The 25160-nt window shown below is 48.8% G+C and carries 27 protein-coding genes and 3 pseudogenes; 20 read left to right on the plus strand and 10 right to left on the minus strand.

Annotation, left to right across the window (positions count from 1 at the left end):
* Positions 1-105: pseudogene (locus tag NDA01_RS27335) on the plus strand (IS1 family transposase); the annotation flags it as partial.
* Positions 106-119: 14 nt separating this feature from the next.
* Here the strand turns inward: NDA01_RS27335 and NDA01_RS27340 are convergent.
* Positions 120-266 carry a hypothetical protein gene (locus tag NDA01_RS27340; protein ID WP_348230489.1) on the minus strand — a complete coding sequence of 49 codons (147 nt, stop codon included), beginning with the start codon at positions 264-266 and terminating at the stop codon, positions 120-122.
* Between NDA01_RS27340 and NDA01_RS32070 the strand changes: the two genes are divergently transcribed.
* From NDA01_RS32070 to NDA01_RS27355, 4 genes and pseudogenes are all read left to right on the plus strand, one after another.
* Entirely contained in the window at positions 252-569 is a 318-nt protein-coding gene (locus NDA01_RS32070; protein WP_431193548.1) for a helix-turn-helix domain-containing protein, read from the plus strand. The two genes, NDA01_RS27340 and NDA01_RS32070, sit on opposite strands and share 15 nt — an antisense overlap.
* Positions 570-956: 387 nt before the next feature.
* Positions 957-1154, plus strand: coding sequence for a transposase (locus NDA01_RS27345; protein ID WP_348230490.1), 198 nt, complete (start codon positions 957-959; stop codon positions 1152-1154).
* A gap of 5 nt (positions 1155-1159) precedes the next feature.
* Positions 1160-1435, plus strand: a pseudogene (locus NDA01_RS27350) (ISAs1 family transposase); the annotation flags it as partial.
* Between the two features lie 129 nt (positions 1436-1564).
* Positions 1565-1939: pseudogene (locus tag NDA01_RS27355) on the plus strand (recombinase family protein); the annotation flags it as partial.
* 52 nt (positions 1940-1991) lie between these two features.
* Here the strand turns inward: NDA01_RS27355 and NDA01_RS27360 are convergent.
* On the minus strand, positions 1992-2897 hold the full coding sequence (locus NDA01_RS27360; protein WP_348230491.1) for an AraC family transcriptional regulator: 906 nt from the start codon (positions 2895-2897) through the stop codon (positions 1992-1994).
* A gap of 525 nt (positions 2898-3422) precedes the next feature.
* Here NDA01_RS27360 and NDA01_RS27365 point away from each other — a divergent pair.
* The 8 genes from NDA01_RS27365 (at position 3423) to NDA01_RS27400 (ending at position 11147) form a co-directional block, all read left to right on the plus strand.
* The gene (locus NDA01_RS27365) at positions 3423-3854 is read left to right on the plus strand and encodes a zinc-binding dehydrogenase (RefSeq protein ID WP_348230492.1); all 432 of its coding nucleotides are present in this window, start codon (positions 3423-3425) and stop codon (positions 3852-3854) included.
* A 75-nt stretch (positions 3855-3929) separates the two neighbouring features.
* Positions 3930-4424: a nuclear transport factor 2 family protein gene (locus NDA01_RS27370; RefSeq protein WP_348230493.1), complete on the plus strand. Its 495-nt coding sequence runs from the start codon at positions 3930-3932 to the stop codon at positions 4422-4424.
* 86 nt (positions 4425-4510) lie between these two features.
* Positions 4511-5086 (plus strand): TMEM175 family protein, encoded by a 576-nt coding sequence (locus NDA01_RS27375; RefSeq protein ID WP_348230494.1) that lies wholly within the window; start codon positions 4511-4513, stop codon positions 5084-5086.
* 144 nt (positions 5087-5230) lie between these two features.
* On the plus strand, positions 5231-5896 hold the full coding sequence (locus NDA01_RS27380; RefSeq protein WP_348230495.1) for a 2Fe-2S iron-sulfur cluster-binding protein: 666 nt from the start codon (positions 5231-5233) through the stop codon (positions 5894-5896).
* A 14-nt stretch (positions 5897-5910) separates the two neighbouring features.
* Complete coding sequence (locus tag NDA01_RS27385) at positions 5911-6906, plus strand: FAD binding domain-containing protein (RefSeq protein ID WP_348230496.1); 996 nt, start codon at positions 5911-5913, stop codon at positions 6904-6906.
* Positions 6903-9137 carry a xanthine dehydrogenase family protein molybdopterin-binding subunit gene (locus NDA01_RS27390; protein WP_348230497.1) on the plus strand — a complete coding sequence of 745 codons (2235 nt, stop codon included), beginning with the start codon at positions 6903-6905 and terminating at the stop codon, positions 9135-9137. The genes NDA01_RS27385 and NDA01_RS27390 overlap by 4 nt, the downstream gene beginning before the upstream one ends.
* Positions 9138-9142: 5 nt before the next feature.
* Positions 9143-10372: an XdhC family protein gene (locus NDA01_RS27395; protein WP_348230498.1), complete on the plus strand. Its 1230-nt coding sequence runs from the start codon at positions 9143-9145 to the stop codon at positions 10370-10372.
* 160 nt (positions 10373-10532) lie between these two features.
* Positions 10533-11147 carry a nucleotidyltransferase family protein gene (locus NDA01_RS27400; protein ID WP_348230499.1) on the plus strand — a complete coding sequence of 205 codons (615 nt, stop codon included), beginning with the start codon at positions 10533-10535 and terminating at the stop codon, positions 11145-11147.
* A gap of 235 nt (positions 11148-11382) precedes the next feature.
* On the opposite strand, the gene NDA01_RS27405 is transcribed toward NDA01_RS27400, so the two are convergent.
* Positions 11383-11886 (minus strand): hypothetical protein, encoded by a 504-nt coding sequence (locus NDA01_RS27405; RefSeq protein ID WP_348230500.1) that lies wholly within the window; start codon positions 11884-11886, stop codon positions 11383-11385.
* 212 nt (positions 11887-12098) lie between these two features.
* Between NDA01_RS27405 and NDA01_RS27410 the strand changes: the two genes are divergently transcribed.
* Entirely contained in the window at positions 12099-12407 is a 309-nt protein-coding gene (locus NDA01_RS27410; RefSeq protein ID WP_348230501.1) for a hypothetical protein, read from the plus strand.
* Positions 12408-12595: 188 nt separating this feature from the next.
* Here NDA01_RS27410 and NDA01_RS27415 read toward each other — a convergent pair whose 3' ends face one another.
* From NDA01_RS27415 to NDA01_RS27435, 5 genes are all read right to left on the minus strand, one after another.
* Complete coding sequence (locus NDA01_RS27415) at positions 12596-13426, minus strand: oxidoreductase (RefSeq protein ID WP_348230502.1); 831 nt, start codon at positions 13424-13426, stop codon at positions 12596-12598.
* Between the two features lie 557 nt (positions 13427-13983).
* Complete coding sequence (locus tag NDA01_RS27420; protein WP_348230503.1) at positions 13984-14361, minus strand: hypothetical protein; 378 nt, start codon at positions 14359-14361, stop codon at positions 13984-13986.
* A gap of 400 nt (positions 14362-14761) precedes the next feature.
* Complete coding sequence (locus NDA01_RS27425; RefSeq protein WP_348230504.1) at positions 14762-15130, minus strand: cupin domain-containing protein; 369 nt, start codon at positions 15128-15130, stop codon at positions 14762-14764.
* A 130-nt stretch (positions 15131-15260) separates the two neighbouring features.
* A complete protein-coding gene (locus NDA01_RS27430) occupies positions 15261-16757 on the minus strand; it encodes an FAD-binding oxidoreductase (RefSeq protein ID WP_348230505.1) in 1497 nt (498 codons plus the stop codon).
* 192 nt (positions 16758-16949) lie between these two features.
* Positions 16950-17261 carry a hypothetical protein gene (locus NDA01_RS27435; protein ID WP_348230506.1) on the minus strand — a complete coding sequence of 104 codons (312 nt, stop codon included), beginning with the start codon at positions 17259-17261 and terminating at the stop codon, positions 16950-16952.
* Between the two features lie 243 nt (positions 17262-17504).
* Between NDA01_RS27435 and NDA01_RS27440 the strand changes: the two genes are divergently transcribed.
* The 3 genes from NDA01_RS27440 to NDA01_RS32075 all read left to right on the plus strand — a co-directional run bounded on the left by NDA01_RS27440 (position 17505) and on the right by NDA01_RS32075 (position 19823).
* Positions 17505-18425 carry an AraC family transcriptional regulator gene (locus NDA01_RS27440; RefSeq protein ID WP_348230507.1) on the plus strand — a complete coding sequence of 307 codons (921 nt, stop codon included), beginning with the start codon at positions 17505-17507 and terminating at the stop codon, positions 18423-18425.
* A 619-nt stretch (positions 18426-19044) separates the two neighbouring features.
* Entirely contained in the window at positions 19045-19257 is a 213-nt protein-coding gene (locus NDA01_RS27445; protein ID WP_348230508.1) for a hypothetical protein, read from the plus strand.
* Between the two features lie 212 nt (positions 19258-19469).
* The gene (locus tag NDA01_RS32075) at positions 19470-19823 is read left to right on the plus strand and encodes a type 1 glutamine amidotransferase domain-containing protein (RefSeq protein ID WP_431193547.1); all 354 of its coding nucleotides are present in this window, start codon (positions 19470-19472) and stop codon (positions 19821-19823) included.
* Between the two features lie 265 nt (positions 19824-20088).
* On the opposite strand, the gene NDA01_RS27455 is transcribed toward NDA01_RS32075, so the two are convergent.
* Positions 20089-20421 carry a methyltransferase family protein gene (locus NDA01_RS27455; RefSeq protein ID WP_348230509.1) on the minus strand — a complete coding sequence of 111 codons (333 nt, stop codon included), beginning with the start codon at positions 20419-20421 and terminating at the stop codon, positions 20089-20091.
* Between the two features lie 78 nt (positions 20422-20499).
* Entirely contained in the window at positions 20500-20973 is a 474-nt protein-coding gene (locus NDA01_RS27460) for a hypothetical protein (protein ID WP_348230510.1), read from the minus strand.
* A gap of 181 nt (positions 20974-21154) precedes the next feature.
* On the opposite strand from NDA01_RS27460, the gene NDA01_RS27465 reads away from it, so the two are divergent.
* The 3 genes from NDA01_RS27465 (at position 21155) to NDA01_RS27475 (ending at position 24683) form a co-directional block, all read left to right on the plus strand.
* Positions 21155-22636: an ATP-binding response regulator gene (locus tag NDA01_RS27465; protein ID WP_348230511.1), complete on the plus strand. Its 1482-nt coding sequence runs from the start codon at positions 21155-21157 to the stop codon at positions 22634-22636.
* Between the two features lie 74 nt (positions 22637-22710).
* Positions 22711-23085 (plus strand): response regulator, encoded by a 375-nt coding sequence (locus tag NDA01_RS27470; protein WP_348230512.1) that lies wholly within the window; start codon positions 22711-22713, stop codon positions 23083-23085.
* 416 nt (positions 23086-23501) lie between these two features.
* Positions 23502-24683, plus strand: coding sequence for a ScyD/ScyE family protein (locus tag NDA01_RS27475; RefSeq protein WP_348230513.1), 1182 nt, complete (start codon positions 23502-23504; stop codon positions 24681-24683).
* Positions 24684-25160 lie beyond the last annotated feature (477 nt).

The raw sequence follows: 25160 nt of genomic DNA on the forward strand, positions 1-25160 counted from the left end.
TCTCGATTAGTGCGCAAAAGCTTATCCTTTTCCAAGTCACTGGAGAATCACATTAGTGCGATTTGGTACTTCATCCATCACTACAATGCATCATTACCTGTGTAGCACTACCATGAACTTTACTCTTCTATCATTACATCTTGAGCACTACCGTCAAAGGTATCGGTTAGTTTGCCAAACTCTAGTCCCTCTGCCCCAACGAGCTGCCTGACATTTGATGGTTTCACATTGAAGCGGCAGTAGTAGGCGATATCTTCGAGTGTCACGAGCAGACCGTTCGATCCACCCTACGTCGCTGGGAGCGCAATGGACTTGAAGGGTTATGGGAAGCCCCTGGGCGAGGAGCGAAGCGCCGATGGCAAGAAGCGGATCTCCAAGCTGTCGAGCAGTGGATTGAACAAGCCCCCCGCACTTACAGCAGTCCCCAATTAGCTCAGAAGTTAGTCGAAGAGCGTCATCTCAAACTGAGCCCAAGACGATTGCGCCATGTACTGCAAAAAAGGGCTTTCGCTGGAAACGCACCCGAGCCTCTCATCAAGGCAAGCAAAACCCGGAACAGAAACGACTGAAACAAGCGGATTTAGAGACTCTGGAACTAGCCGCCGAAGGGCACATCGAACTGAAGTATCTTGACAGTCTGGGTGTTGCCTCTGGAGTCCAGTCAGCTACAGTTATAGTCGAGTCGGACAACAGAAGCGATTAGAGCAAACGGAGCGACGGGGTGGGCGCATTAGCATCCTAGGACTCTGGCAACCGCATCAAGGGTTTGAGTATGCTCTAGCGCTAGGTAGTTTTAAGAGTTCCAGTTACATCAAAGTGAGGACTCGATTGCTGATAAAGCTTTGACAACTCTCACTCCAACGGGGCGTCTAACGGTGATTGTGCAAGACAATGGTTCGTTGCATACAAGTCAACTGGCTCAGCAACAGTAGCAACGGTGGCAGCAGCAGGGCTTATTGGTGTTCTTTTTGCCCCCCTACTGTTCTGAGATGAATCGCATTGAGGAACAATGGCATCAACTCAAGACGCATGAGATTGCAGGTCAGATGTTTGAGGATGAATACAATTTAGCAGTTGCCATCATGGATGGGATGGCAGCACGTAGCATCAAAGGGGGATACGCCCTTGAACGTTTTAAGTTTAATTCTGGCTAGCTACTTACATCCTCAGTTTGTCTTCTAATGCCCGTCGTTTTGCAGAAGCTGTTCGTTCTCATTGGGGCATTGAAAATTGTTTGCATTGGGTGCTTGATGTGGCCTTTGCTGAAGATGACTGTCGAGTTCGCAAAGACCATGCTCCTGAAAATCTAGCCATTGTCCGTCATATTGCCCTCAATCTCCTGACCCAGGAGAAGTCAGCCAAGGGAGGAATTAGGGCAAAGCGCCTTAAGGCAGGCTGGGAAAATCACTACCTCTCTACTGTTCTTTCCCAATGAGATGCGTTTGCCCTGCAGATACTGATAACCAGCTTTTGCAACTGCAAGAATTTTGCGATCGCCAAGGTTGGCAGATTGCCAACATCTACATTAACCGCGAATCTGGCCGCATAGGGTAAGCGCGAGCGCGGAAACTTCAGCCGCATGTTTGAAGATGCAGCAAAGCGAAAGTTTGATGTGTTGCTGTTTTGGTCCCTGGATAGATTCAGTCGTGAAGGCATCCGCAAGACGATCGCTTACCTCCAGCAGCTCAGCAACTTAGGTTGTAGATTCAAGAGCTACACAAAACCGCTGCTTGATACCGAGAATGAATTGGTGGCCCACATCGTTGTGGGAGTGCTTGCTTACCTTGCACAACAAGAAGCAGTTCGCATCTCTGAGCGAACCAAGGCAGGACTACAACGAATGCGATCGCGGCCCTCCAGACAAGGAAGAGATTCTGGCTGTGGTCTGAGCACAGCCAGAAACCCTGCTAAAGAAACGAGCGCGAAACATCATTCTTAAATGCTAGATACATCGTCTTTTGCTGCATATAGCTTTCAGATTGGATCATGATTTAGACTTTACGGAACTGTCCAATATCCTTAGTGGGTGACATACCAAACATACGAGAATATTCACGGCTGAATTGTGAGGCACTCTCATACCCAACTTGATAAGCAGTATTAGTTACATCAACGTTTTCAATCAGCATTAGACGACGTGCTTCCATCAGCCTTAGCTGTTTTTGATATTGCATCGGACTCATTGAAGTGATTGCCTTGAAGTGACGATGGAATGATGCGGGAGACATACCCGCTTGCTTTGCCAAATCATCAACCCGCCATGTTTTTGTAAACTCAGCTTTAATTTGCTTAATTACTGCCGCAATGCGCTGCATATGACTCCCAAATGTCGCAATCTGCCGAACCGCTTGGTCTTGTTCACCGATTAGAAGGCGGTAATAGATTTCGCGAACAATCATGGGTGCCAGGAATGGGATATGCTGCGGCGTATCCAGAAGCCGTGTCAGCCTGATGGCACAATCAATCAACGATTCATCAGCATCACTTACGAACAAGCCTCTGACTGCACTTTCTTTTTGATCTGGACTGCACTGGATTTGATCGATAATATTCCAAAGCTGATTCGCGTCCAGACTGAGCTTAAAGCAGAGATACGGCTTATCCGCTGTTGCTTCGATAATCAATCCGCTGAGTGGCAGATCAACTGTGACAACAATATATTGAGCCGTCCCATAGTGATAGGTTTCCTGGCCCAGTAAGGTTTCTTTTTTACCCTGAAGAATGATGCAAAGCGTCGGTTCATACACGGCACGGAGTGCTGTCGGAGCCGCAGATTCCCGCATTAATTCCAACTGCTCAATGGCGGTTGAATGGATACCGTTTCCCTTTCCATGGGTGTGCCGAATCACTAATGTTGCCAATTCTTGACATAAATTGCTTGCTGTACCTCGCTTCATTACTGCAATCGCCTTACTGGATGCTTGAGAAACTCAGCCATTTTCAGACACTCTATAGAGAATATTCACTCTGGTCAATCCTCCAGCTGAGAGTATTAGGCAAGTGTGTGCAAGTTTTATGTATTTAGCGCTGATTCTTTCAACTCTATGATGAACACACTCTAAGGAGAAATGAAAGGATAAGGCAATGAGCAAGGCATAACAAAACTTGCTTCGATCGCTGAATCAATCCAAGGATTGGACAAAAATACTGCTATTCGTTCAATGAGATAACGCTGTTATTCACTAACTCTTAGAAGAACAAAGATGTCTCAAAGAACGTGAGTGATTTGTATTGGGCGATCGCTGAGCACTGATGAGCACTGAAATGTAGCCAGGATAAGCAGCAAGCTCACCAACCTAGCAGGGAACAAAATGAGCACCGAATTAGGTTGCAACAAAAATCGTAATTGATCGAAGAAATGTCGATGTGACAATGCATCTACTGGAATTTGTGTAACCCTAAGCGAAGGAAGAAAACTACTCATGCTAGCAGCGCGCATACATGAATATCACAAACCTCTCGTTCTGGACACCAAAGGCAAATCCACGGCGGATCTGCGTCAGGAGCTGAACAACGCCATTGGCAAGGGAGAACTTGACGCGGTCATTGATTGTGCAGGTGTTGAAGCCATGATCCGCACTGGGTTTGAGCTTCTGTCCGTCGGTGGGCATTATGCGTCGGTCGGCTTGGTGGGCGATCAAATCAACATCCCGCTGTTCCCGTTGGTCGCTCGCGAATACACCTATCACGGTTCGTTCCAGGGCAATTATAACGATCTGACTGAAGTCATGATGCTTGCCTCGCAGGGCAAGATTCGTCACACGGTTAAAATTATCAGCCTTGATCAGGTCAACGAAACCCTCAATCTTCTATGGACGGGTGATGTTGTTGGGCGGGCGGTCATCAAATTTTGACCGATCGGTTCCGTCGCAAAGAAACTGTGGAATCGGCGATTTTGAGAAGTTACCCTTACCCTAGAAGGAGTGCAAATGTTTACCCGCGCAGGATACTTTTTTGTTGCCGTCATCCTCGCATGTTTGATGGGACCTCCATCTATGCATGCCTCTGAAACGAAGCCCGAAGCGAACAAGCAACTGATTCAAGCAAGCTTCGATCGCTGGCGTGCCGGAACCGGGGGACCGTTCGAGTTGCTGGCGGCTGATGCTACCTGGACCATTACAGGAAACTCTCTAGCCGCTAAAGAATATGCGTCTCGCGACGAATTTCTCGACGCGGTAATCAAACCGTTCAATGCCCGGTTGACCAAACCGCTATCCCCCACCATCCGCAGTCTATACACTGAAGGTGATACAGTCATCGTGTTGTTTGATGGTGAGGCTACGGCAGTTGATGGCAAGCCCTATCGCAATACCTACGCTTGGTTTATGGAGATGCGGGACGGAAAGATCGTCAATGTCACTGCATTCTTTGACTCGATCACCTTCGATGAATTCTGGAGACGTGTGCCGCCGCGCGCGCGGTGATAGAAGATTGCGACTCTCAGTGTACCGATCTTAAGTACAGAATGTTTAGGCTGACTTGCAGTCAGTTTCAATGGAGCTTACCAACCATGAATAAAGGCAGGTTAGAAGCCTTCAGTGATGCAGTAACTGCCATTATTATCACGATTATGGTGTTGGAATTAAAAGTGCCCCACGACACTAATTTCGAGGCATTACGGCCATTAGTTCCAGTATTCCTCAGTTATGTCCTCAGTTTTATTTATTTAGCGATCTACTGGAATAACCATCATCACTTATTTCAAGCGGTGCAGCGGGTCAATGGTCATGTCTTGTGGGCGAATCTACATCTACTGTTTTGGTTGTCGCTCTTTCCCTTTGTCAGGGTGTGGGCAGGAGAAAACCTGTCTGCCACAGTGCCTGTTGCTTGTTATGGCTTCGTGCTGTTCTGTGGCGCGATCTCGTACTTTATTCTGACTCGGACTTTAATCGCTTATCACGGTAAAGATTCTACTTTAGCCGTTGCTCTTGGGTCAGATTTTAAAGGCAAAGTCTCTGTCATCACTTATGCTGTGGCAATTCTGCTGGCTTTTGTAGCGCCTTGGTTAGCTTGCTTACTTTATGCTGCCGTAGCTATTCTGTGGTTAATTCCTGATCGCCGTATTGAGAAAGCTTTAACTTCGTAATTTTTTCTACAGAAATATTGTGTATCTAACGAATACTGTGCTCACCCTTATATAGCATTGCCATACCAACCATCCGCAGCCTAGTCAGCGATAGATTAATTTCGCCTCGATCCATACCAAAAGATTTAACTTAGGAGAACGCCGATGAGGTTTCGGTTGAGACGACGACGGTTCGGTCAGCTTATGCTGCTCGGCGCAATTTTTAGTACGGTGGGCGACTGGGCGAGTAAAGCGTTTGCCCAAACTCGTCGGCAATCTTCTCCATCAGTTAGCACCATCCCAGGAACAGACACGGTTGATGTGACGCTGCGGATAAATGGGACAGCACGCGCCGTGAAAATAGAGCCGCGTGTCACGTTGCTCGATGCCTTGCGCGAGTACATTGGGCTTACCGGGAGCAAGAAGGGTTGCGACCACGGACAGTGTGGCGCTTGTACGGTATTGGTTAACGGACGGCGCATCAATTCCTGCCTCACCCTAGCGCTGATGCACGAAGGTGACGAGATCACCACAATTGAGGGTCTCGCCAAGGGAGACGAGCTGCATCCAGTGCAAGCCGCGTTCATTAAGCATGACGGCTTTCAGTGCGGCTACTGCACGCCCGGTCAGATTTGCTCAGCTGTAGCGCTATTGGATGAAGTAGCAACAGGTACGGCGAGTGCGGTAACGGCTGATGTTAGGCAAACCGGAGGCATGGAGCTAACGGATGCAGAGATACGCGAACGCATGAGTGGTAACCTCTGTCGCTGCGGCGCATACCCCGGCATCGTCGCGGCTATCCGCGAAGCAAGCGCAAGTCCCCAAGCCTAGAGGAGTGTGACATTATGAAACCATTTGCTTACACTCGCACGACAGAGCGAGGCGCAGCCATCCAGACTGTTGGCAGCGACCAAACAGCAAAGTTCATTGCTGGCGGCACGAACCTTCTAGATTTAATGAAGGACCACGTAGAACAGCCCGATCGCCTCGTGGATATCTCACGGCTGGAACTCGTTGGCATTGAAGAACGCGAGGGTGGCGTGCGTCTGGGTGCTTTGGCACGCAACAGCGACACGGCAAATCACCAACTGGTGCGCCAGCGCTACCCACTTGTCTCTCAAGCTATTCTGGCTGGAGCCAGCGCCCAACTGCGAAACATGGCAACCAACGGCGGGAACTTGATGCAAAGAACGCGCTGCTACTACTTCTACGATACGGCAATGCCTTGCAACAAGCGAGAACCTGGTACGGGTTGTGGTGCTCTGGAAGGCTACAACCGCATCCATGCGATCTTCGGCGCGAACGAGCAGTGCATTGCCACCCATCCATCGGATATGTGCGTTGCATTAGTGGCGCTGGATGCGATCGTGCAAGTCGAGGGATCGCAAGGGCAAAGAAGCATTCCCTTTTCAGAGTTTCACCGACTACCTGGCGATACGCCACAGATAGATACAAACCTGCGACGCGACGAACTGATTACTGCGATCGACTTACCCGCTGCATCTGCTGTTTTCGCGCCGCGATCGTACTACCTGAAATTGCGCGATCGCACCTCTTATGCCTTTGCCCTCGTCTCTGTCGCTGCCGCGTTGGACATCCAGGGCGGCAAAATCCGCCAAGCACGGGTAGCGATGGGCGGGGTGGCACACAAGCCGTGGCGGGCGGTGGAAGCAGAAAAGATACTCACGGGTGCGCCTGCGACGGCAGCGACATTCCAGCAAGCCGCAGAAGTGACGATGCGCGAAGCACGGGCTTACGAACACAATCGCTTCAAGATCGAGATGGGCAAGCGAGCGATCGTACAGGCGCTGACTACAGTAGTCGATGGAGGTGTGGCATGAGTCAGAAGAAAAATGCTGCTGTCGGTAAGCCGATGGATCGCGTTGACGGGCGCTTGAAAGTGACTGGGGCAGCACGCTACTCGGCGGAGATGGAAGTGCCTGACCTCGTACATGCCGTACTGGTCATGAGTGCGATCGCGAAAGGGCGCATCCAGCAAATCGACACCCAAGCCACAGAACGCGCTCCCGGAGTAGTTACCGTTATTACCCATCTCAACGCCCCAAAGCTGAACTTTGACAAACCAGAGCAACGGGCGTTGATCGATCCTAAAGTCGGGCAACACTTTCCCGTCCTCCAAAGCGACACCATTTACTTCAACAGTCAACCCATTGCAGTCGTAGTCGCCGATACCCTGGAGCGTGCTCAATATGCTGCTTCGCTGGTGCAGGTTCGTTACGAAGAGCAAACCCCCACGACAACTGTAGAAGCGGCAATGGCACAAGCTTTCCCGCCTACCGAATCCAGCCAAGGAGGACGACATGCCGATGTGGTGCGCGGCAATCCCGATGCTTTAGCAAGTGCTGAGGTGCGGGTAGAGGGCAGCTATACGATTCCCATTGAACACCACAACCCGATGGAGCCACACGCCACGATCGCGACTTGGCAAGGCGACAAACTGACACTTTACGACAAAACTCAATGGGTGTATAACACCCGGAAGCACGTCGCCCTAACCTTTGGAATGCCTGAAGATAACGTGCGAGTGATCTCGCCCTTCGTTGGCGGAGGATTTGGCTCGGGTCTGCGGAGTTGGCCCCACGTCACTGTCGCCGCGATCGCTGCCCGTCAGGTGGGGCGACCCGTCAAGCTGGTACTCACCCGCCAGCAGATGTACACTTCAGTGGGATTTCGACCTTACACGGTGCAACGGGTGGCATTGGGCGCGTCGAAGGATGGCAAGCTTACCGCGATCGTCCACGAGGCAACGGCTGGAACCTCCATGTACGAAGAGTATACCGAAGCGACGCTCGATGCGACTCGGATGCTTTATGCCTGCCCCAACCTGGTAACGCGATACCGTCTCGTCCGACTCAACACCAATACGCCCACCTTCATGCGGGGACCGGGGGAAATTTCTGGTGTGTATGCCCTCGAATGTGGTCTAGATGAACTTGCCTACACCCTCAAACTTGATCCGCTCGAATTGAGGATACGGAACTATGCCGAAGTCAATCCCGAAGATGGGCTGCCTTGGTCGAGCAAATTTCTCAAGGAATGCTACCAAGTCGGGGCAGAAAAGTTTGGCTGGTCGCAGCGCAAACTGGAAGCGCGATCGATGCGTGACGGTCGCTACTTGGTTGGCATGGGCATGGCAACCGCTACTTACCCGATGAATCGCTTGCGCGCCGTTGCCAAAGCGCGTCTCCTGGCTGACGGCACGGCGGTGGTGCAAAGTGCAGGGAGCGACATCGGTACGGGGACTTATGTGATTATGACTCAGATTGCGGCAGATGCCCTCGGTTTGCCACCCGAACGAGTGCGGTTTGAGTTGGGGGATACAGATTTCCCCTACTCCCCCGTGCAAGGCGGCTCGATGCTCACCGCTAGTCTGGGTTCTGCGGTGCAAGCGGCGTGTTTAGCAGTCCGCGAACAAGCGCTGTCTTTAGCACGTTCTCAGCCGAATTCACTGCTGTCCAACGTCAGTGCAGATGAGGTTGAGGTGGAAGACGGACGGCTGTTTTTAAAGCAGGATGCATCGAAGGGCGAGAGCTATACAGACATCTTGAAACGCGCTAACAGAGACTATATTGAAACCGAAAAGGACTCTGAGCCGGGAGACGAGAAGCAGCGCTTCTCCATCCACTCGTTTGGCGCACACTTTGCTGAGGTGCATATCGATCCGGATTTTGGACTGGTGAGAGTATCGCGGGTTGTCTCGGTCTGTGATATCGGGCGGGTGATTAATACCAAAACGGCAAGCAGCCAGGTAATTGGCGCGGTTGTGGGCGGTATTGGCAAGGCGCTAATGGAGTATACCCAAATGGATCCACGTAATGGGCGTTTTGTCAATGCCAATTTCGGTGAGTATCACGTACCCGTGAATGCCGACGTTACCGCGATCGAAACGTACTTTGTGGGAGAGCCAGACCTCAAGGCAAATCCGCTAGGGGCAAGAGGTGTTGGGGAAGTTGGCATAGTGGGCGTATCGGCAGCGATCGCCAACGCCATCTTCCACGCCACTGGCAAGCGCATCCGCGATTTACCGATTACACCCGATAAGCTCCTATAACAGCTATGAGAGAATTCCAAGACATCATTAAAGCTTTTAAGCAGATAGCAAAGGATGGTAGGTGTTCTGCGCTTGCTACGGTCGTGAAAACAAAAGGCTCAGTCTATCGGCGACCGGGGGCACGGATGTTGCTCGTAGAAGACGGTCAAACCATCGGTTCCATCAGTGGCGGATGTCTTGAAGGTGATGTCTTTGAGCGATCGCAACCTCTGATGTTTTACTCAGGCAAATCCGTTGTGGTGCAGTACGATACCACTTCTAGCGAAGATATCGTGTGGGGATTGGGCTTGGGTTGCAATGGTGTGGTAGACGTGTTGATTGAGTCCCTCAATGATGCGTCTGCAAGAAGTCAGATCGAGTTCATCGCAGACTGCCTGCATCAGGGCGAACCCGGAGCGATCGCAACGGTATTCCGCGTTGAGGGAGAAACCCGTGCTAACATTGCCTCCCGCCTGCTGTTGAAACCGGATGGTACTGTGGTTGATGGGATTGAAGACCGTCAGCTTGCTCGCTGTGTGCTGGAAGATGCCCGTCGGATGCTTCTTGAGGCGCAATTGTCCGACGGAAACGCTACGCGATCGCAGGTGCAAAACTACAGGTTATCCAACGGTGCAGTAGAAGTTCTCATCGAAGTCATTCAACCCCTCATCCCGCTGCTAGTATTTGGAGCAGGTCACGATGCAATTCATGTTGTTGAGTGTGCTAAACAGCTCGGTTGGCACGTTACGGTAATCGATCACCGACCGGGTTACACCACACGCGATCGCTTTGGGTTGGCAGATGAGATTATCCGCAGCGAACCGGAGAACATTCAGGCACATCTCACCTGGAATCCGCGCATGGTTGCAGTCGTGATGACTCACAACTACCTGCGCGATCGGGCGCTGCTGCGAACGCTGCTTCCTTCACCGCTGGGTTATGTGGGCATATTAGGGCCGAAAAGTCGCACTCAACGATTGCTTCAGGACTTGCAAGCCGACGGATTCATCCCCACAGCCGCTCAACTGCATCGCCTTTACAGTCCAATTGGTCTTGATATCGGTGCTGATACACCAGAAGCAATTGCTCTAGCGATTGTCGCAGAAATTCAAGCCGTTCTCGCCAATCGTTCCGGTGGTGCATTGAGAGAACGAATCGGCTCGATTCATAGCCAGGAAGTAAAGAAGGCAGATGGCAGGAGGCAAATGGCAGAAGCGAAGAGTATGGATGGGGTCTTAACCCTGCTCAATTCTTAGCAACCGAATCAAAGATTTTGGTAGGAGACTCAAACTCTGGTGTTGCTGAATGCAGGTATGAAGCTATCGCTGAAACCTCGAAGGTTCCTTCTAAATTTTGGGTAATCATACTCGTATTCAGCAACGCCCTGCCTTCTACCTTTCATTTTTAAATTAGCTTATGTCTGCTGTCGGTCTGATCGTGTTAGCCGCAGGCGCATCCACTCGGATGGGAATGCCGAAGCAACTGCTACAGTTCGGAGAACGGAGCCTCATTGGTCATGTTGTCGAAGTTGCGATCACCTCGGTCTGCAATCCAATTATCGTTGTGCTGGGGGCAAGCAGCGATCGCATTAAACCAGAGGTTGAGCCGCTCGATGCACGAGTCGTCGAAAACCCTTACTGGGCGGAGGGAATGAGTACCTCAATTCGCACTGGCATAGAAGTTCTTAATGCAATAAACCCAGAGGTAGAAGCTGTGGTGCTGATGCTTTGCGATCAGCCTTTCGTCTCCACTCAAATTATCGATCGGCTGGTTGCAGCTTACCGAGCTACAGGTAAGCCAATTATTGCTTCAGAATACGCAGAAATATCGGGCGTACCAGCATTATTCAGCCGCGCCTTGTTCTCGGAACTGAGCACACTCAGCGGCGATGTAGGTGCAAGACAGGTCATTAAACAGCACGCCCAAGCCGTTTTTGGAGTTCCTTTCCCAGAAGGTGCGATCGATCTGGATACATCAAAAGACTACGAGACGTTTCAGGCACAGTCAGTTCCTTTCATCCACTGGCAATGATTTCGTACAGTGACTTTTCGTTTGTCATGGAGACACATTAATGTCGTAAAGAAACAAAGCTAATGCTAGCTGGCTTCTCCATCGGCAGTTAGCTTAATAATCGCGCTAGCTCAATGCTAGGTCGTTGAGCAAACTCTTTCTGTAACTCTGCCCCAGAAGGAGTTTTGCTGAGCGACACGAATCTGTCTCGATGTCATTTAATCTGGCACTGTACATTAGAGGTAGCAAGCTAAACTCATTTTGTTACAGGTGAACAATTACTGGGTACAAAGAAGATTTCTTGTTCAGATTGTAGATATGTATCAGTTCGAAAATTATTGACGATCGCTTGTTGCCGTAGGCTTTGAGCTTCAGACTGAGAGAGATTTGAACCGAGAACTAAGTAGTATATTCTAGAATTTACCTTTGATGGACAAATCCGGATGTCGGGAAAGGAGCGTGTGAACTCCAAACCAGCCGCTCGAATCGGCTCCTGACGTAATGCCTCAGGGTATTCTGATTGTGCGGCAATGACGTAGAACTTCTGATTGATAGGAGATGCTGCTGTTGAAGAAGGGGAAGCAACTACTGCAGTACTCCGTTTTGAAAAAGGTAGACTGTCCCAGATCGTATTGCCATCTTTGGCGATTGTAGTTAAACCTGTGGTGATAGCAGCTAGGCTTCCTACCACTACACCTATCTTAATTAAAATACTCTGTTGACCTGATTTATCGCTGGACCCTGATTTTTCATCTGACATAAAGCAAATCCTGAAATCCAAGATAGTTAGCTAAGTTCAGAAGAACTACAAAGACAGTTTTGTAATTTTAGAAATATAACGTGGATTTCAACCGTCAAAGAGTCTTAACTATTACACTCAAACTTTATTTCATCCTTTATTGTCATACAGCAACTAAATTGAGGTAATTGGTAGCGGACCTGGACCAATTAATCTTTCGTGGCAGTCGATTTATGGAAGAAGTCGTCTTTTTCCACCGCAGGGGCGCCACTCTCATCCTTGCGGATCTCATCGAAAACCTTGAACTGAACAAAGTGAGTCAGCGATCGCACTGGCTACTTAAGTTAGGAGGGATTTCTGATCCTGATGGAAAAATCTCATTGGATTTGCGAATGACATTTTTGGGAAAAAAGGAACAGGCACGTAGCTGCTTAAAGCGAATATTTCAGTGGAACCCTGAAAAAGTAATCTTATCCCACGGTCGTTGGTATGAGAATAACGGCACTGCTGAATTGCGTCGCGCTTTTTTCTGGCTTGAATAACTTCTAGACGACAGCAAGCTAAACCTTTAGCAGAGCGGATAGTATAAAAGACCTTATGCTTAGTTCTAGTCGTATCTACCACCGCTCACCTCTGCCGTTATGCTTTCAAGGTCTCGGTGGGATGTAAAGTCGCCAGCGAGACCTTGAAAGCATTCATTCGCTATCTTTCCTTTACCCGCCTGTGCTCGCTATCTGTAATCAGTAGATTCAGCCAGAGCCCGCCATTGTGCTGTTTCTTGCTCGACGTAAGCGTTTTTCTGGGCAATGGCTTTAAGGGTGTCTGTACCAAGCGGCAACCGCAGCGGTGGCGTATCAGCATTCGCGAGCTGAAGCATTGCCTGGGCAAGCTTGGTGGGATCTCCCGGCTGTTGATAGCTCAGGTCAGAGGCGATTTTACGAACTTTACCGACGGTCTCCGCGTAATCGGGAATTTCCATTGCAGTGCGCTGGAGCGAGCTGCCATCGAGAAAATTGGTTCGGAAGTATCCCGGCTCCACAACCGTCGCATGGATGCCCAGAGGAGCTAACTCATCATGCAGCGCTTCGGTAATACCTTCAACAGCAAACTTGGTTGAGGAGTAGATACCCCAGCCTGGAGTGGAGCGATAACCCCCAATCGATGATAGGTTAATAATGTGTCCAGAGCGGCGCTGACGCATACTGGGCAATACGGCACGAGTCATATTCAACAGCCCGAAGACATTGGTGCGATAAACCCGCTCAACTTCTTCTGCGCTGGTTTCTTCGACGCCACCTAATATACCGAATCCGGCATTGTTGACTAACACATCGATCTGCCCAAAGCGTTCCAGTCCTGCCGCAACGGCCGCTTGCACTTGAGCCTCATCGGTAATATCCAGGCTAAGCGTCAACACATTGGGGTTCGACTCGAATTGCTCTAAATCAGACTTTTTGCGGGCGGTTGCAATTAATTGGTCTCCTGCTGCCAAAACAGCGATCGCGATTTCGGCACCAATTCCACGGGAAGCACCTGTAATGAACCATGTTTTCTGAGTCATTGGTTTATCTCCTTTATTGCCTTATCTTTCCATTACCTTTTTGGTATGGGTTCATCATAAGTTTTAGACAAAAGGTTCTAAATACATAAACTTTGCAGATTTTTGCCTAATTTTCTCAAACAGTCGCTCAATGATCCTGCTCAGTCACGTTATTCAAATATTTGCTTTGCCGTAATTCAGTGCAGGTTCAGCAGCGGCGTTGGAAGATAGAGCTTAAGCGGAGAGGGGTTCTCCAACAATCGAAGTGTCGTACCGAGGCCCAAGATCTGTCCAACCTGCGGGCAGCGTTTGACAGATTTGGGGAAAGAATTCGTCGATCCCACCAGGCATGAAGGTGAAGAGCAAGCTTCAATTCATACCAAGTGCTGAAGGAGTTCGGAGACACCTATGTAATTAATTTTTGCGATCGCTTCTAAGCTAATCGGCATTCAAGTTGCATTTCTTAATGGAATCAGAAGCCAGAAGCCTTCTGTACTCTAAATTCTGGCTCCTGACTCCTCAAACCCTAGCCATGCAATTTAAATGCACATCAGCTTACGATCTGGATTAAGGCTGAATTAACGTTTCGTACAAGCTTGCTGCATTTGGATGTAGTTGTTTTTGTACACCTCTAACGTTCCAGATTGCTTGCTATCCAATGTGCCATCCCATACCCAGTATTGATAATTGCCATTCTGGAACTTGTAAACTTGAACGCCTTCTGTAGCTTGGCGCGTTCCTCTTCCCAAACTCAAATTACCGTTACGACTTGTCGAGCGATAGAGTAGTTCACCTGAAGCTTTTGTTTTCCAAATATTGACATCATATCCACCTCGGCATCTCAGACTAAGGATTAAACTCGCGGTAGAATCAGCAGTAGCAGGTAAATAGAAATTAACTGCAATACAAGTTGCCAGGGCAAGAAGGAAGGTGGAGCCGTTTAGGAATGTCTTCATGGTGTTGTAGTCCTGTAGTCACTGGAGTGAAATTGTTTAATCAAATCGCTTTGATCGATCCAAAGCAGAGCAGTAACTGTATTCGGAAGTGGTGTCGCCATTAGAGCTTTATTGACAAGAGTTGTCTTCCGAAAACTCAGTTTTTGCGACACCACTTGAATAGTTAAACTCTAGAATGCTGTAGCCTCAGCTTCAGACCAGGCGTTCGGTGTTGATTGATCTAACTTGCGACGAACGGCAAGATCGGCATCAGGATTTCCATCTAGCTCAAACCCATCGCGACGACGAAAACCAGCAATGACTTGTGAGGTTTGAGGGCCATAAAATGGTGCGTTTTGCTCTCTACAAGTTGAGATTGACTGACTGGATGATCCACTTATAAGCCGTCGTCCACACCCATTTACTTGACAGACAGGGGCGCTCCGACGATCCAAGTATCGTGCTGGCGTGCAAGATCTATCCAACCTGTGGGTGGCGTTTGACCAATTTGGGGGAAGAATTCGTCGATTCCACCGGGGACGAAGGTGCCGAGCAACCGAGCCCTTCCGGGTCCAAGATTCACCCATCCATGCACGGTGTTACGAGGCACAACCACCGAGGTTCCGGGCCCGACCTCAAACTCTTCGCCCGCGCAGTGAAAGCGAAACCTGCCTTCAAGGACTTCAAAGATCTCTTCCCTATCTTCGTGATAGTGGAGTGGTGGACCAGAGAACGGTGGAACATCCACTTCAATAATTGTGAAAGCTCCGTTGACATCTTTGCTATGCACGCGGATAGCCATCTGCTCCCCAGGCATTGTATCGAACCAATCGAGGTTCTCGCTTTGTCCGACAATTGCAACTTTGTTTTGATTGAATTGAGTGCTCATTGTTTTAGATTGTTTAGGGGTAAAGGTAACGCTATGAACTCACTGGGGTGGCAAGCATCGCTGAGGTAGTGGTGGGTTTGATGTTCTGGTTGCGATGAAACAGATTGGTCGGGTCATACTGGTTCTTGAGTGCTACGAGCCGTGCGTAGGTGTCAGGCGGGTAGACTTCACGTATCCGTTGCTCCCCCTCATTCGCCAGAAAACCGACATAAGCACCGTTAGCGTAGGGTAAGAGCGCCCGAAAGACTTGCTGGGTGCGGGCATCGAGACTGGCAGCATCAGTCGATAGCGGTGCGAAATGAGTGATCAACACCATGCCCTGTTTATCGCGATGAGCAAAGGCTGTTGCATCAGGTGCGACCCGACTCATAGCGCCACCCAGAACACGCAGGGTGATCAGCGTTTCGGGAGACATGATAGATTGAGCCGATTCAACTAATGCATGGATCATCTCGTCTGAGAACGTCTCGAAAAACTGCGATCGCGAATGATGCTGAAAGCCAGGGATCTCACCAACCGCTGTGAACGCAAACATATCTGGATAGGGCATAGGCGCAATCAGGTCGGCAACGGGGATGGCAAGCTGACGCAGTGGAGCCACAACCCGCTCACCCTCGCTGATGTCACCGGTGTAGCAAACCATAATCCCGAGGACTAGGGTTCCCTGCTTGTTAGAGGGAATGAAGGGGGCAGGAGGTGCCAGCATGACCAAAACTTCAGTGGAAAGTTCGTCCGGTGCTGCCGCTGCTAGACGGGTATACTCTCGCAGGATGCGCTCTGCCTCGGTTGCCTCGTAAAAGACGGCACCACCCAGAACAGTTCCGCCTGGATGCAGGTTTACCTCAAAGGCTGTTGCGATGCCAAAGTTGCCACCCCCCCCGCGCAGTCCCCAAAACAGTTCGGGATTCTCGTCAGCACTGGCACGCAACAGTTGTCCATCCGCTGTAACCAGCTCCACTGCTTGCAAGCGATCGATTGTTAAACCGTAAGCGCGGACCATCCAACCAATGCCACCACTGAGCAGCAAACCACCCACACCCACAGAGGCAACGTCGCCTGCCGTCAAGGCCAATCCAAAGGGCTGGAGCTTTTCGGCAACTTCACCCCAGGTCAGACCAGGTTCCAGGCGTGCCGTGTGACGTGTCGGGTCAACCGTAATCGTCTTCATCTGGGAAAGATCGATCACCAGTCCACCGGTATTGGTGCCGTGTCCGGCTGCACTATGTCCTCCGCTCCGCACGGAGAGCGTCATTGCCTGCTCACGGGCAAAGTTGACGGCGACTTTAACATCTTCCGCATCAGCACAGCGCACAATCACAGCTGGATAGCCATCAGCGAGGCCGTTCCAGACTTTTCGTTCTGCTTCATAGGCAGGGTGGTTAGGAAGGATCAGTTCACCTCGGATCTGTGAGGCCAGGATTGCGATCGCTTCTGTGTAGTCATGCTGATCCGCTTGTGGAGATGTTATTTGAACATGAATTTGCCCATTTTGCTCGTATTGAGCCGTATCTTGATGTTGTTGTAACATTAGTTACTTCCTTTCATTATTTAGAGACATGAGAATACTTCTGTTCATCAATGAGCTGTGTCATGAACAGTAATTGATTCACATCAACACAATCCGCCATTCACCATCTGTTGTTATGGCGTGGTTAACTCCGCTATCAATGGCGGATTGTTCCGTAACAAAACTAGAAGTGCCGGAACAGAGCCACATTAATCACGGAGTTTGACTAATCACACTCACGTTTGAATCAAGATTGTCACCTGTGTTGTAGACATTATTAAAAGCGCCTTGATCATGGAGAAGATGCGAGCGCAAAAACAAGCCACTCCAGCATCCGATCGTCTCAATTGCTGTGGCTTGACCTAGTGTCGGGTGAATTGGATCGCGATCTTGATTGGTAATGCCATAGTGATTCGCATCTTCAACCGCAATCAATGCTTTTGGTGTATCTTGAACGTTCCATACGTTGACTAATACATCGGACTGCCTAAAGCGTTCCAGTCCTGCTGCAACTGCCGCTTGCACCTGTAATGAACCATGTTTTCTACGTCATTTGTCTATCTCCGTTATTGCCTTATCCTTTCATTGCTCTTCTGGCATGAGTTCATCATAGGCTTTAGAAAGAGAGGTCTGAATACATAAACTTCGCAGATTATTGCCTAATTTTCTCAATCAGCAGGATGGTGTTCAAGAGAATTTTCTATAATAGGCGTAGTAAAACGATGAGAGGGATGTCTCACGATATGCCACTCTCGCGGAGGACCCGGTATGGCAGATAAATCTCTAAAGCGCGAGACCACGATTGATGCTTGTCAGGAACTGGCGAAATTAGTGACTCGCCACACGGATGGCAAGGGGAACGGTATCCATTCAACGGCGATCGCTCAGTTGGAATTTATGCGGGAATCTGCGGCTCCGACAGAACTCTGCACGGTGTATGAACCGACGCTTTGCATTATTCTTCAGGGTAAAAAAGAAACCTTACTGGGCCAGGAAACCTATCACTATGGGACGGCTCAATATATTGTTGTCACGGTTGATCTGCCACTCAGCGGAAATATTGTTGAGGCAACAGCGGATAAGCCGTATCTATGCTTTAAGCTAAGCCTGAACACGACTGGGCTTTGGGACATTATTGACCAAATTCAGCGCCGTCGAGATCAAAAAGAAAGTTCAGTGAGAGGCTTATTCGTCAGTGATGCAAATGCCCCGTTGATTGAGTGTGCCACCCGACTCACACGGCTTCTAGATACGCCCGAGGATATTCCATTCCTGGCACCGATGATGATTCGCGAAATCTATTACCGTCTATTAATGGACGACCAGAGCGAAGCAGTTTGGCAGATTGCCACCTCCGGCAGTCAGATGCAGCGCATTGCAGAGGTGATTAACCAGATCAAAGCTGAGTTTACAAAGTCACTGAGCATAGATGATTTGGCAAAGCAAGCGAGTATGTCTTCTGCATCATTTCATCGGCACTTCAAGGCAGTGACCTCAATGAGTCCGTTGCAATATCAAAAGCAGCTGAGGTTATTGGAAGCCCGTCGTCTGATGCTGGCTGAAGATGTGGATGCAACTCGTGCGGCGTATCAAGTTGGTTATGAGAGTCCTTCTCAGTTCAATCGCGAATATTCCCGCATGTTTGGTGCGCCACCGATGAAGGATGTTGATCGTTTACGAGTTGCCTGAGTATTGCCTGTTCAGCTAGCGCTGAGATTACCGTTAAGCCGAGTAGCTCGGTACATAACAATTCTGCCGTTAGCTTTGCTCTCACAAAGTTCCAAGAATTCAAAATTTTGAACCCCTGTGGAAGGGGTAATTAGAGCGAATGTGTCACCAGGTGCAATTAAACATAGCTCATCAAAGTGGTCGAGACACCAACCTGTGAAGTTGATCATTGACGGGTTCGAGTCTCGTTAAGCACCCCTAAAGCATTAAAAAACCTTTGTTGCGCAATTGGCAGACGTCTTCGGCTTGAACCCGGATTGTTGTAAGTGCGACTCTCGGTAAGGGTCGTTTTATTTACTCTTCCCTTGCCTAAACCAAAATGCAGCCTTCATTACTCAATACCTGTAAATAAACTCGTTTTCAAATCAACGTCTCAATTCTTTTTAGAACGGATGAGTTTGTTTATAGGTATGTCCAAAAGAAGCCGTTTCAAAAACAGAATGCTCTATTCGATAGTTAGTTTTGCCTAATTAGCAAAATTTTAGCTAATCGATCTCAATGCTGGGAGCCAGCAAGCAGTTACCACACTATAAAAGGGTAAAGGCAGTTTTAGATCAGTTCGTCAACGAGGGTAAGGGAGATGGTCAAAAAGAAAAAGAGTGAGAGACCCTGGAGCTACAAACGCACTCCTGATGGTTGGGAAGTGTGCCTGGACGGTAAAAGTAAAGGCATCGTGGTCAAGGATGGTCCTGCCGACACTCCTTGGAGATGGAAATCGCTGGGTCAGAGTGGAGGACTTCACAGTACTCGGAATGAGGCAGCAACACTTTTGCAAGCGTACAAAGAAAAGTAAAAACAAGCCAAGGCTTTGTGTTGGAATAGGGGCAATCGCTTATTCTCAAACCTCAACTGGCAGACTAAAAATTCCCACAGCTCTTAACTGACAAAATGTTGTTGGATTCCATAGAAGCACACTAATGAGGATGCTGGTTCTCAGGGTAGATGGCATTAACTCCAGGGATAGTCATGCTCACTCTACGAATGGAATGAACCAGAGAGAACGCAATGAAAATATTGATCGTGTTGACTTCCCATGACCAGCTTGGCAACACGGGAAAGGAAACTGGGTTTTGGCTGGAAGAGTTCACGAGTCCTTACTACGTCTTCAAAGATGTCGGGGCAGACATTACTTTAGCGTCTCCTCAGGGTGGGCAACCACCGTTGGACCCCAAAAGTGACGACCCAGCAGCGCAAACTGAGACCACCCGCCGCTTCAAGCAGGACTCAGAAGCACAAGCTGCGTTAGCCGACACCCTGGAGCTATCGAGCATCGCTGCTCAAGATTATGATGCGGTGTTTTATCCTGGAGGCCACGGCCCTTTATGGGACCTAGCTGAAGACCGTGACTCTATTGCCTAATCGAAGCGATGTATGCGGCGGGAAAACCGACCGCTGCGGTTTGTCATGGCCCAGGTGTATTTCGTCATGCCAAAGCGCCTGACGGCTCCCCCTTAGTCCAAGGCAAATCTGTAACTGGTTTTGCCAATACCGAAGAAGCGGCAGTTGAGATCACAGATATCGTCCCATTTCTGGTGGAGGACGAGTTGAAAAAGAATGGAGGTCAATATTCGAAAGCAGCAGACTGGCAGTCCTACACGATTCATGATGGTAATTTGATTGCCGGTCAAAATCCTGCGCTGTGTAATCCGTTATTCCAACCCAGCGAATGGTCATCGCCCATTTGTGCCAGCGCCGCATATCGCATGGAGCCAGGACTATCACTCTTCAGCGTTGCTCCCAACGGAGTCAGTGCAAAAGTCTGATCTGAGACTTCGGTAAAGATGCCCACACTACCCAAGGCTCGCGGAAAGCGGTAGAGCGATCGCGGATCAGTGTTGGTCGCGGCTGCAAGTTGAGCAATTGTTTTCGGTTGATCGTCAAATAAATCAGCAACACCTAACTGAGCAGCCAGATAGATCGATCGTGCAACCCAAAAGCCGCCGATCAACCTCAACATTGTCTCTTAGGGAGCAACTTCTACTCTTTCCATCGTCATCATGATTCTTTTCTCTCTAGTTGATTTCTAAGTTAATTTCTACGCTTCAACAAGTTGGGGGGCAGCTTGACGCAAAAACGCTTCATAGCCAGCAGTGTGAGCGAATTGTAAGTATTCCTTTGCTATTTCGGGGGTGAGCAATTCGAGCATGAATTTGTTCTCCACCCAAAGTTCGATCACTTTAAAGGCATGGCGATCGCACAATCGCGCCAGCCATCCTTCGCGATCGGCGATTTTTACGATCTGTTCTTGCGAAACCGAAACCGAAAGCGCGGCATGAACAGACATAAAGGTTTGAGCATTTCCTGACGAAAAACCAACTTGTTCTGGCTCTGGAATTAACTGAGTATCAGCCGGATAGAGCTCAATCCCGGTTCCATAGCCATCATCGACGATTACTATATAACTTCCCGGATGGGGAGGAAAGGGGAAACAACTGTCCTGCATCACTTCTGCCAAAACATTCGCAACGTGCAACGGATGATCTACAGCGATTGAAATATGATGAAACATAGTAACCTCTAACTTCTAGTTGGCTGATGTCACTTACAGTAGGCAACGATCGAGGAGAAGTCGGGGAGTCTCAACTCATTTCGCTCAGCAATGGGGGAGATCCGTTTCTTTTTGCTGAGGCTACTTTAGATACTGGGGATCTGGTCTTAAAATCTGGTGAGAGTTCCAATAAAATTTTGCAATGTCTGAGCCGACGCCGAAAGCCGACATTCTGGTCATCGACGATACGCCAGAAAATCTCAATCTGTTATCGACCCTGCTCATTGAACACGGTTGCAAGGTTCGCAGTGTCACGAAGGGTTCGACGGGGATTCGAGGCGCACAAGTAATGCCCCTAGATTTAATCCTGCTCGATGTAAATATGCCACAGATGAGTGGATACGAAGTTTGCCAACATCTAAAAGCTGACGATCGCACCCGAGATATTCCGATCATTTTCATCAGTGCGTTAGAAGCAGTCAGTGACAAAGTCAAGGCATTTCAGGCAGGTGGTGTAGACTACATCACAAAACCATTCCAGATTGAAGAAGTCTTGGCTCGAATTGAAACCCATCTAACATTGAGACGACTTCAGAATCAACTGCGCTTTCAAAACGAACAACTTCAGCAAGAAATTCGCGATCGCGAACACGCAGAAGAGAGGTTTGCGACCATTTTTCAACAAAGCCCCAATCCGATCGCGATCGTAACCATCCCTGAAGGGCAATTAATAGAAGTGAACCCTATTTTTCTCAGCATGAGTGGTTACACACGAAATCAAGTCATCGGCAATTCGATTACACAGCTACATTTAGGCCACGATTCCGAGACTTTTCTGCATCGTCTGCAAACCATAGAAACCCTTCATAATTTAGAATTTGAACTCCTCACTCACTCCGGTAGTGTCAAAAGTATTTTGGTCTCTTTTGATCGCATTGAGCTGAACGGAGCAACTTACGCTTTACTGATTGCAAATGACATCACTGAGCGTAAACGTCTTGAGAACGAATTTATTTCCTTAGTCAGCCATGAGCTGCGCACGCCTTTAACCTCAATGATGGGATCGCTTGATTTACTCAGTAGTGGGCAGTTAGGCAGTTTGACCGAGCAAGGGCAGCAAGTTCTCAATATTGGCGTCAAAAATGCAGAACGTTTAATCCGTTTAATCAATGACATTCTCGATCTCGAACGGATTCGCTCTGGCAAAATTACAATGAATCGGCGATCGTGCAATCTCGCTGACTTGATGACTCAGGCCACAGAAGAGATGCAAGCAATGGCCGATCGCTCTGAAATTCAATTAATTACAGAACCGCTGTCAATTTCACTCGCTGCTGATCCCGATCGCATTGTGCAAACCTTGACCAGTCTCCTGAGTAATGCGATTAAATTTTCACCCGCCCAAACAACAGTTAACGTGCGGGCTTACAGTTCAGAGCAGACTTCAAGTGTCTGTATTAGTGTTTGCGATCAGGGACAAGGCATTCCCTCCCATCAGCTCCAGACGATCTTTGAGCGATTTCAACAGGTAGATGCATCTGATGCCCGTCAAAAGGGTGGAACCGGGCTTGGACTTGCCATCTGTCGTAATATTATCGAACAGCATGGTGGCAGAATTTGGGTGGAAAGCACTGTCAATCAAGGCAGCACATTCTATGTTGAATTACCACTTGACGCTGAATAAATTTAATCGTGTCTCCCCGACTTCTCCCCGATTCAGCGATACCCTTTATGAGCATTAGTTTCTAGAAGATTGCGATGAAGAAGCAAATTTTGATTGTGGATGACGAGGCAGATGTACGAGCGATCGCCACACTTGGTCTACAACTGGGAGCAGGCTGGGAGGTTCTGACTGCTAGCTCTGGAGCCGAAGGAATTGCGATCGCGGCTCAACATCACCCTGATGCGATTCTGCTCGATCTGATGATGCCGAATATGGACGGTCGTGCCACTTTACAACACCTCAAACAACAACCTGAAACCCAATCCATTCCCGTCATCTTGATGACTGCTAAAGTACAAACTTCAGAACAGCACAATTTTCATGATTTAGACATTGCAGCTGTCTTTACAAAACCCTTTCGTCCGCTTACCCTTGCCCAACAGATTATTGATGCTTTGACTTGGCGTTAAGCAGTTTGAGCGCAACGATCATTGCACCTTTAAGACGATAACGCCTATTGTCTCCACTCTTTTTTATCCACAACTGGCATTAAATAAGTTCGATTGAGTCATCCTTACTCAATCACTTGTTTTTCTCAGACTTATGGGATCTCTAAGAGGGCTCCTCCTGCACCTCGCATATTTGGCTGAGCTGCAAACTGATACGTATAGATACGTAATAAATACTTCATCGAAACTTTAAGTAGTTATTATTCTAATCAAATATACTGATGCAAGCAGAATTATTTGATAGTGGGTAGACAAGCCCTCTCTAATATTCATCGCTCTAAAAGGGCGATCGCCCTAATTTTTCGGTGATTTGCTCAGTGAAGCAAGTGCAAGCAGATTCAAAAACATACTGAAACGTCGCACTTTGGAGATTATCTATGTTGAAGCACCTAACTGCCACAATCGGAGCAACTATTGTCGCTCTTAGTTTTGGAGACACAGCTCTGGCTGCGACCCTTAAAGTCATTGCAAGTAATTTAGATAACCCTAGAGGATTAACCATTGGCTCGAATGGTGCTCTATATGTCACTGAAGCAGGACGGGGTGGTACGGGGCCGTGTATTCCCTCTCCAACAAATCCAAGCGCATCAGTTTGTTACGGCTCTACAGGAGCACTCACCCGCATTGAAAATGGCGTAGTGACTAGAGTCGTAACCGGATTGCCATCACTAGCAGCAGCCGATGGGAGTGAGGCAACCGGTGCCCATGATGTTGCTTTTGATGCGGCTGGACAACCTTTTGTTCTCATTGGGCTGGGTAGTAATCCTGCTGTGCGGAGTACCTTAGGAGTGCCAGAGTTTGGACAATTATTGAAAATTAATGCCCTTGATGGTGGCTCTAATTGGACTGCGATCGCTGACGTTGCAGCCTTTGAGCAAACTGAAAATCCTGATGGAGGCAGAGTAGATTCCAACCCTTACAGCTTTGTCATTCAAAACAACACCGCTTACGTTGCTGATGCAGGTGCTAACGCTCTGCTGAAGGCTAATCTGAATAATGGGGAAGTTGATCTAGTCTCAGTCTTTGATACTCGTCTAGTGACGAATCCATTTGGAGGTTCTGACATTCCGATGGAATCTGTACCCAATGCCGTGGCTAGTGGTTCTGATGGGACAGTCTATGTCGGTGAATTGACCGGATTTCCATTTCCTGTAGACGGTGCACGAGTCTATCGCGTTGCCAATGGTGTTCCTGAGGTTTTTGCCGAAGGCTTTACCAACATTATTGACTTAGATTTTGATGACAATGGAAATTTGTATGTTTTAGAGTATGCCACGAATGGTTTATTGTCCGGTGACCTCACAGGTGCATTAACTCGCCTCAACTCAGATGGAACACGCACAACCCTTTTGAGCGAGGGGTTGTTTGCCCCCACTTCATTCACGTTTGGAGAGAATGGAGATATTTTTATTGCGAACCGAGGAATTGCTGCGGGTCAAGGAGAAATCATCCAATTCAATTCCAATGATGATCCTCAATCGGTTCCTGAACCCTCAAGCTTGATTGGGTTGCTGGCGATCGCCTCTATGGGAGGATTCTTGAAAGTGAGCCGGCGCTAAAAGTCAGTGATTGTCGGGATGCTTAACTTAGGTGAGGGACAGTTGAATACACCGTACTTCACCTAATTAAGGGCGATTGGTCCTTTCTGAGGATCGTTGACGCAAGCTTAATTCTCTCAATTCCACTTGGTCCGATTCCGCAAGGTTCTTTGCCTAGTGAGCATAGTGTCTTGCCTGCTCGCCCTGTCCCTGTACGGTGTAAAGAGCAGCTAATTTCTCCAGGACAAAGATCTGCCCCAGGATAAGTCTTCTCTACTTGCTCTATTAGTCCACCACGGCTGCTAGGGAGGCAGGAGGGCTTACAAAGGAGAGCGAATCAGGGACATAGCCCGTTGACCTCGTTGATAAAACGGTCGCTTTCCAAGGCTCAATTGCAATAAGGCATTGACCAAATCCGCACAGGTGTCGACAAAGTTGACCCAGCCATAGGCATACAAACCCGTATAAAAGTAGCTATGTCTAGGACGGCTGCGCTGT

This window comes from Trichocoleus desertorum AS-A10 (genome assembly GCF_039962155.1).
In the GTDB taxonomy this organism is placed as follows: Bacteria; Cyanobacteriota; Cyanobacteriia; order FACHB-46; family FACHB-46; genus Trichocoleus.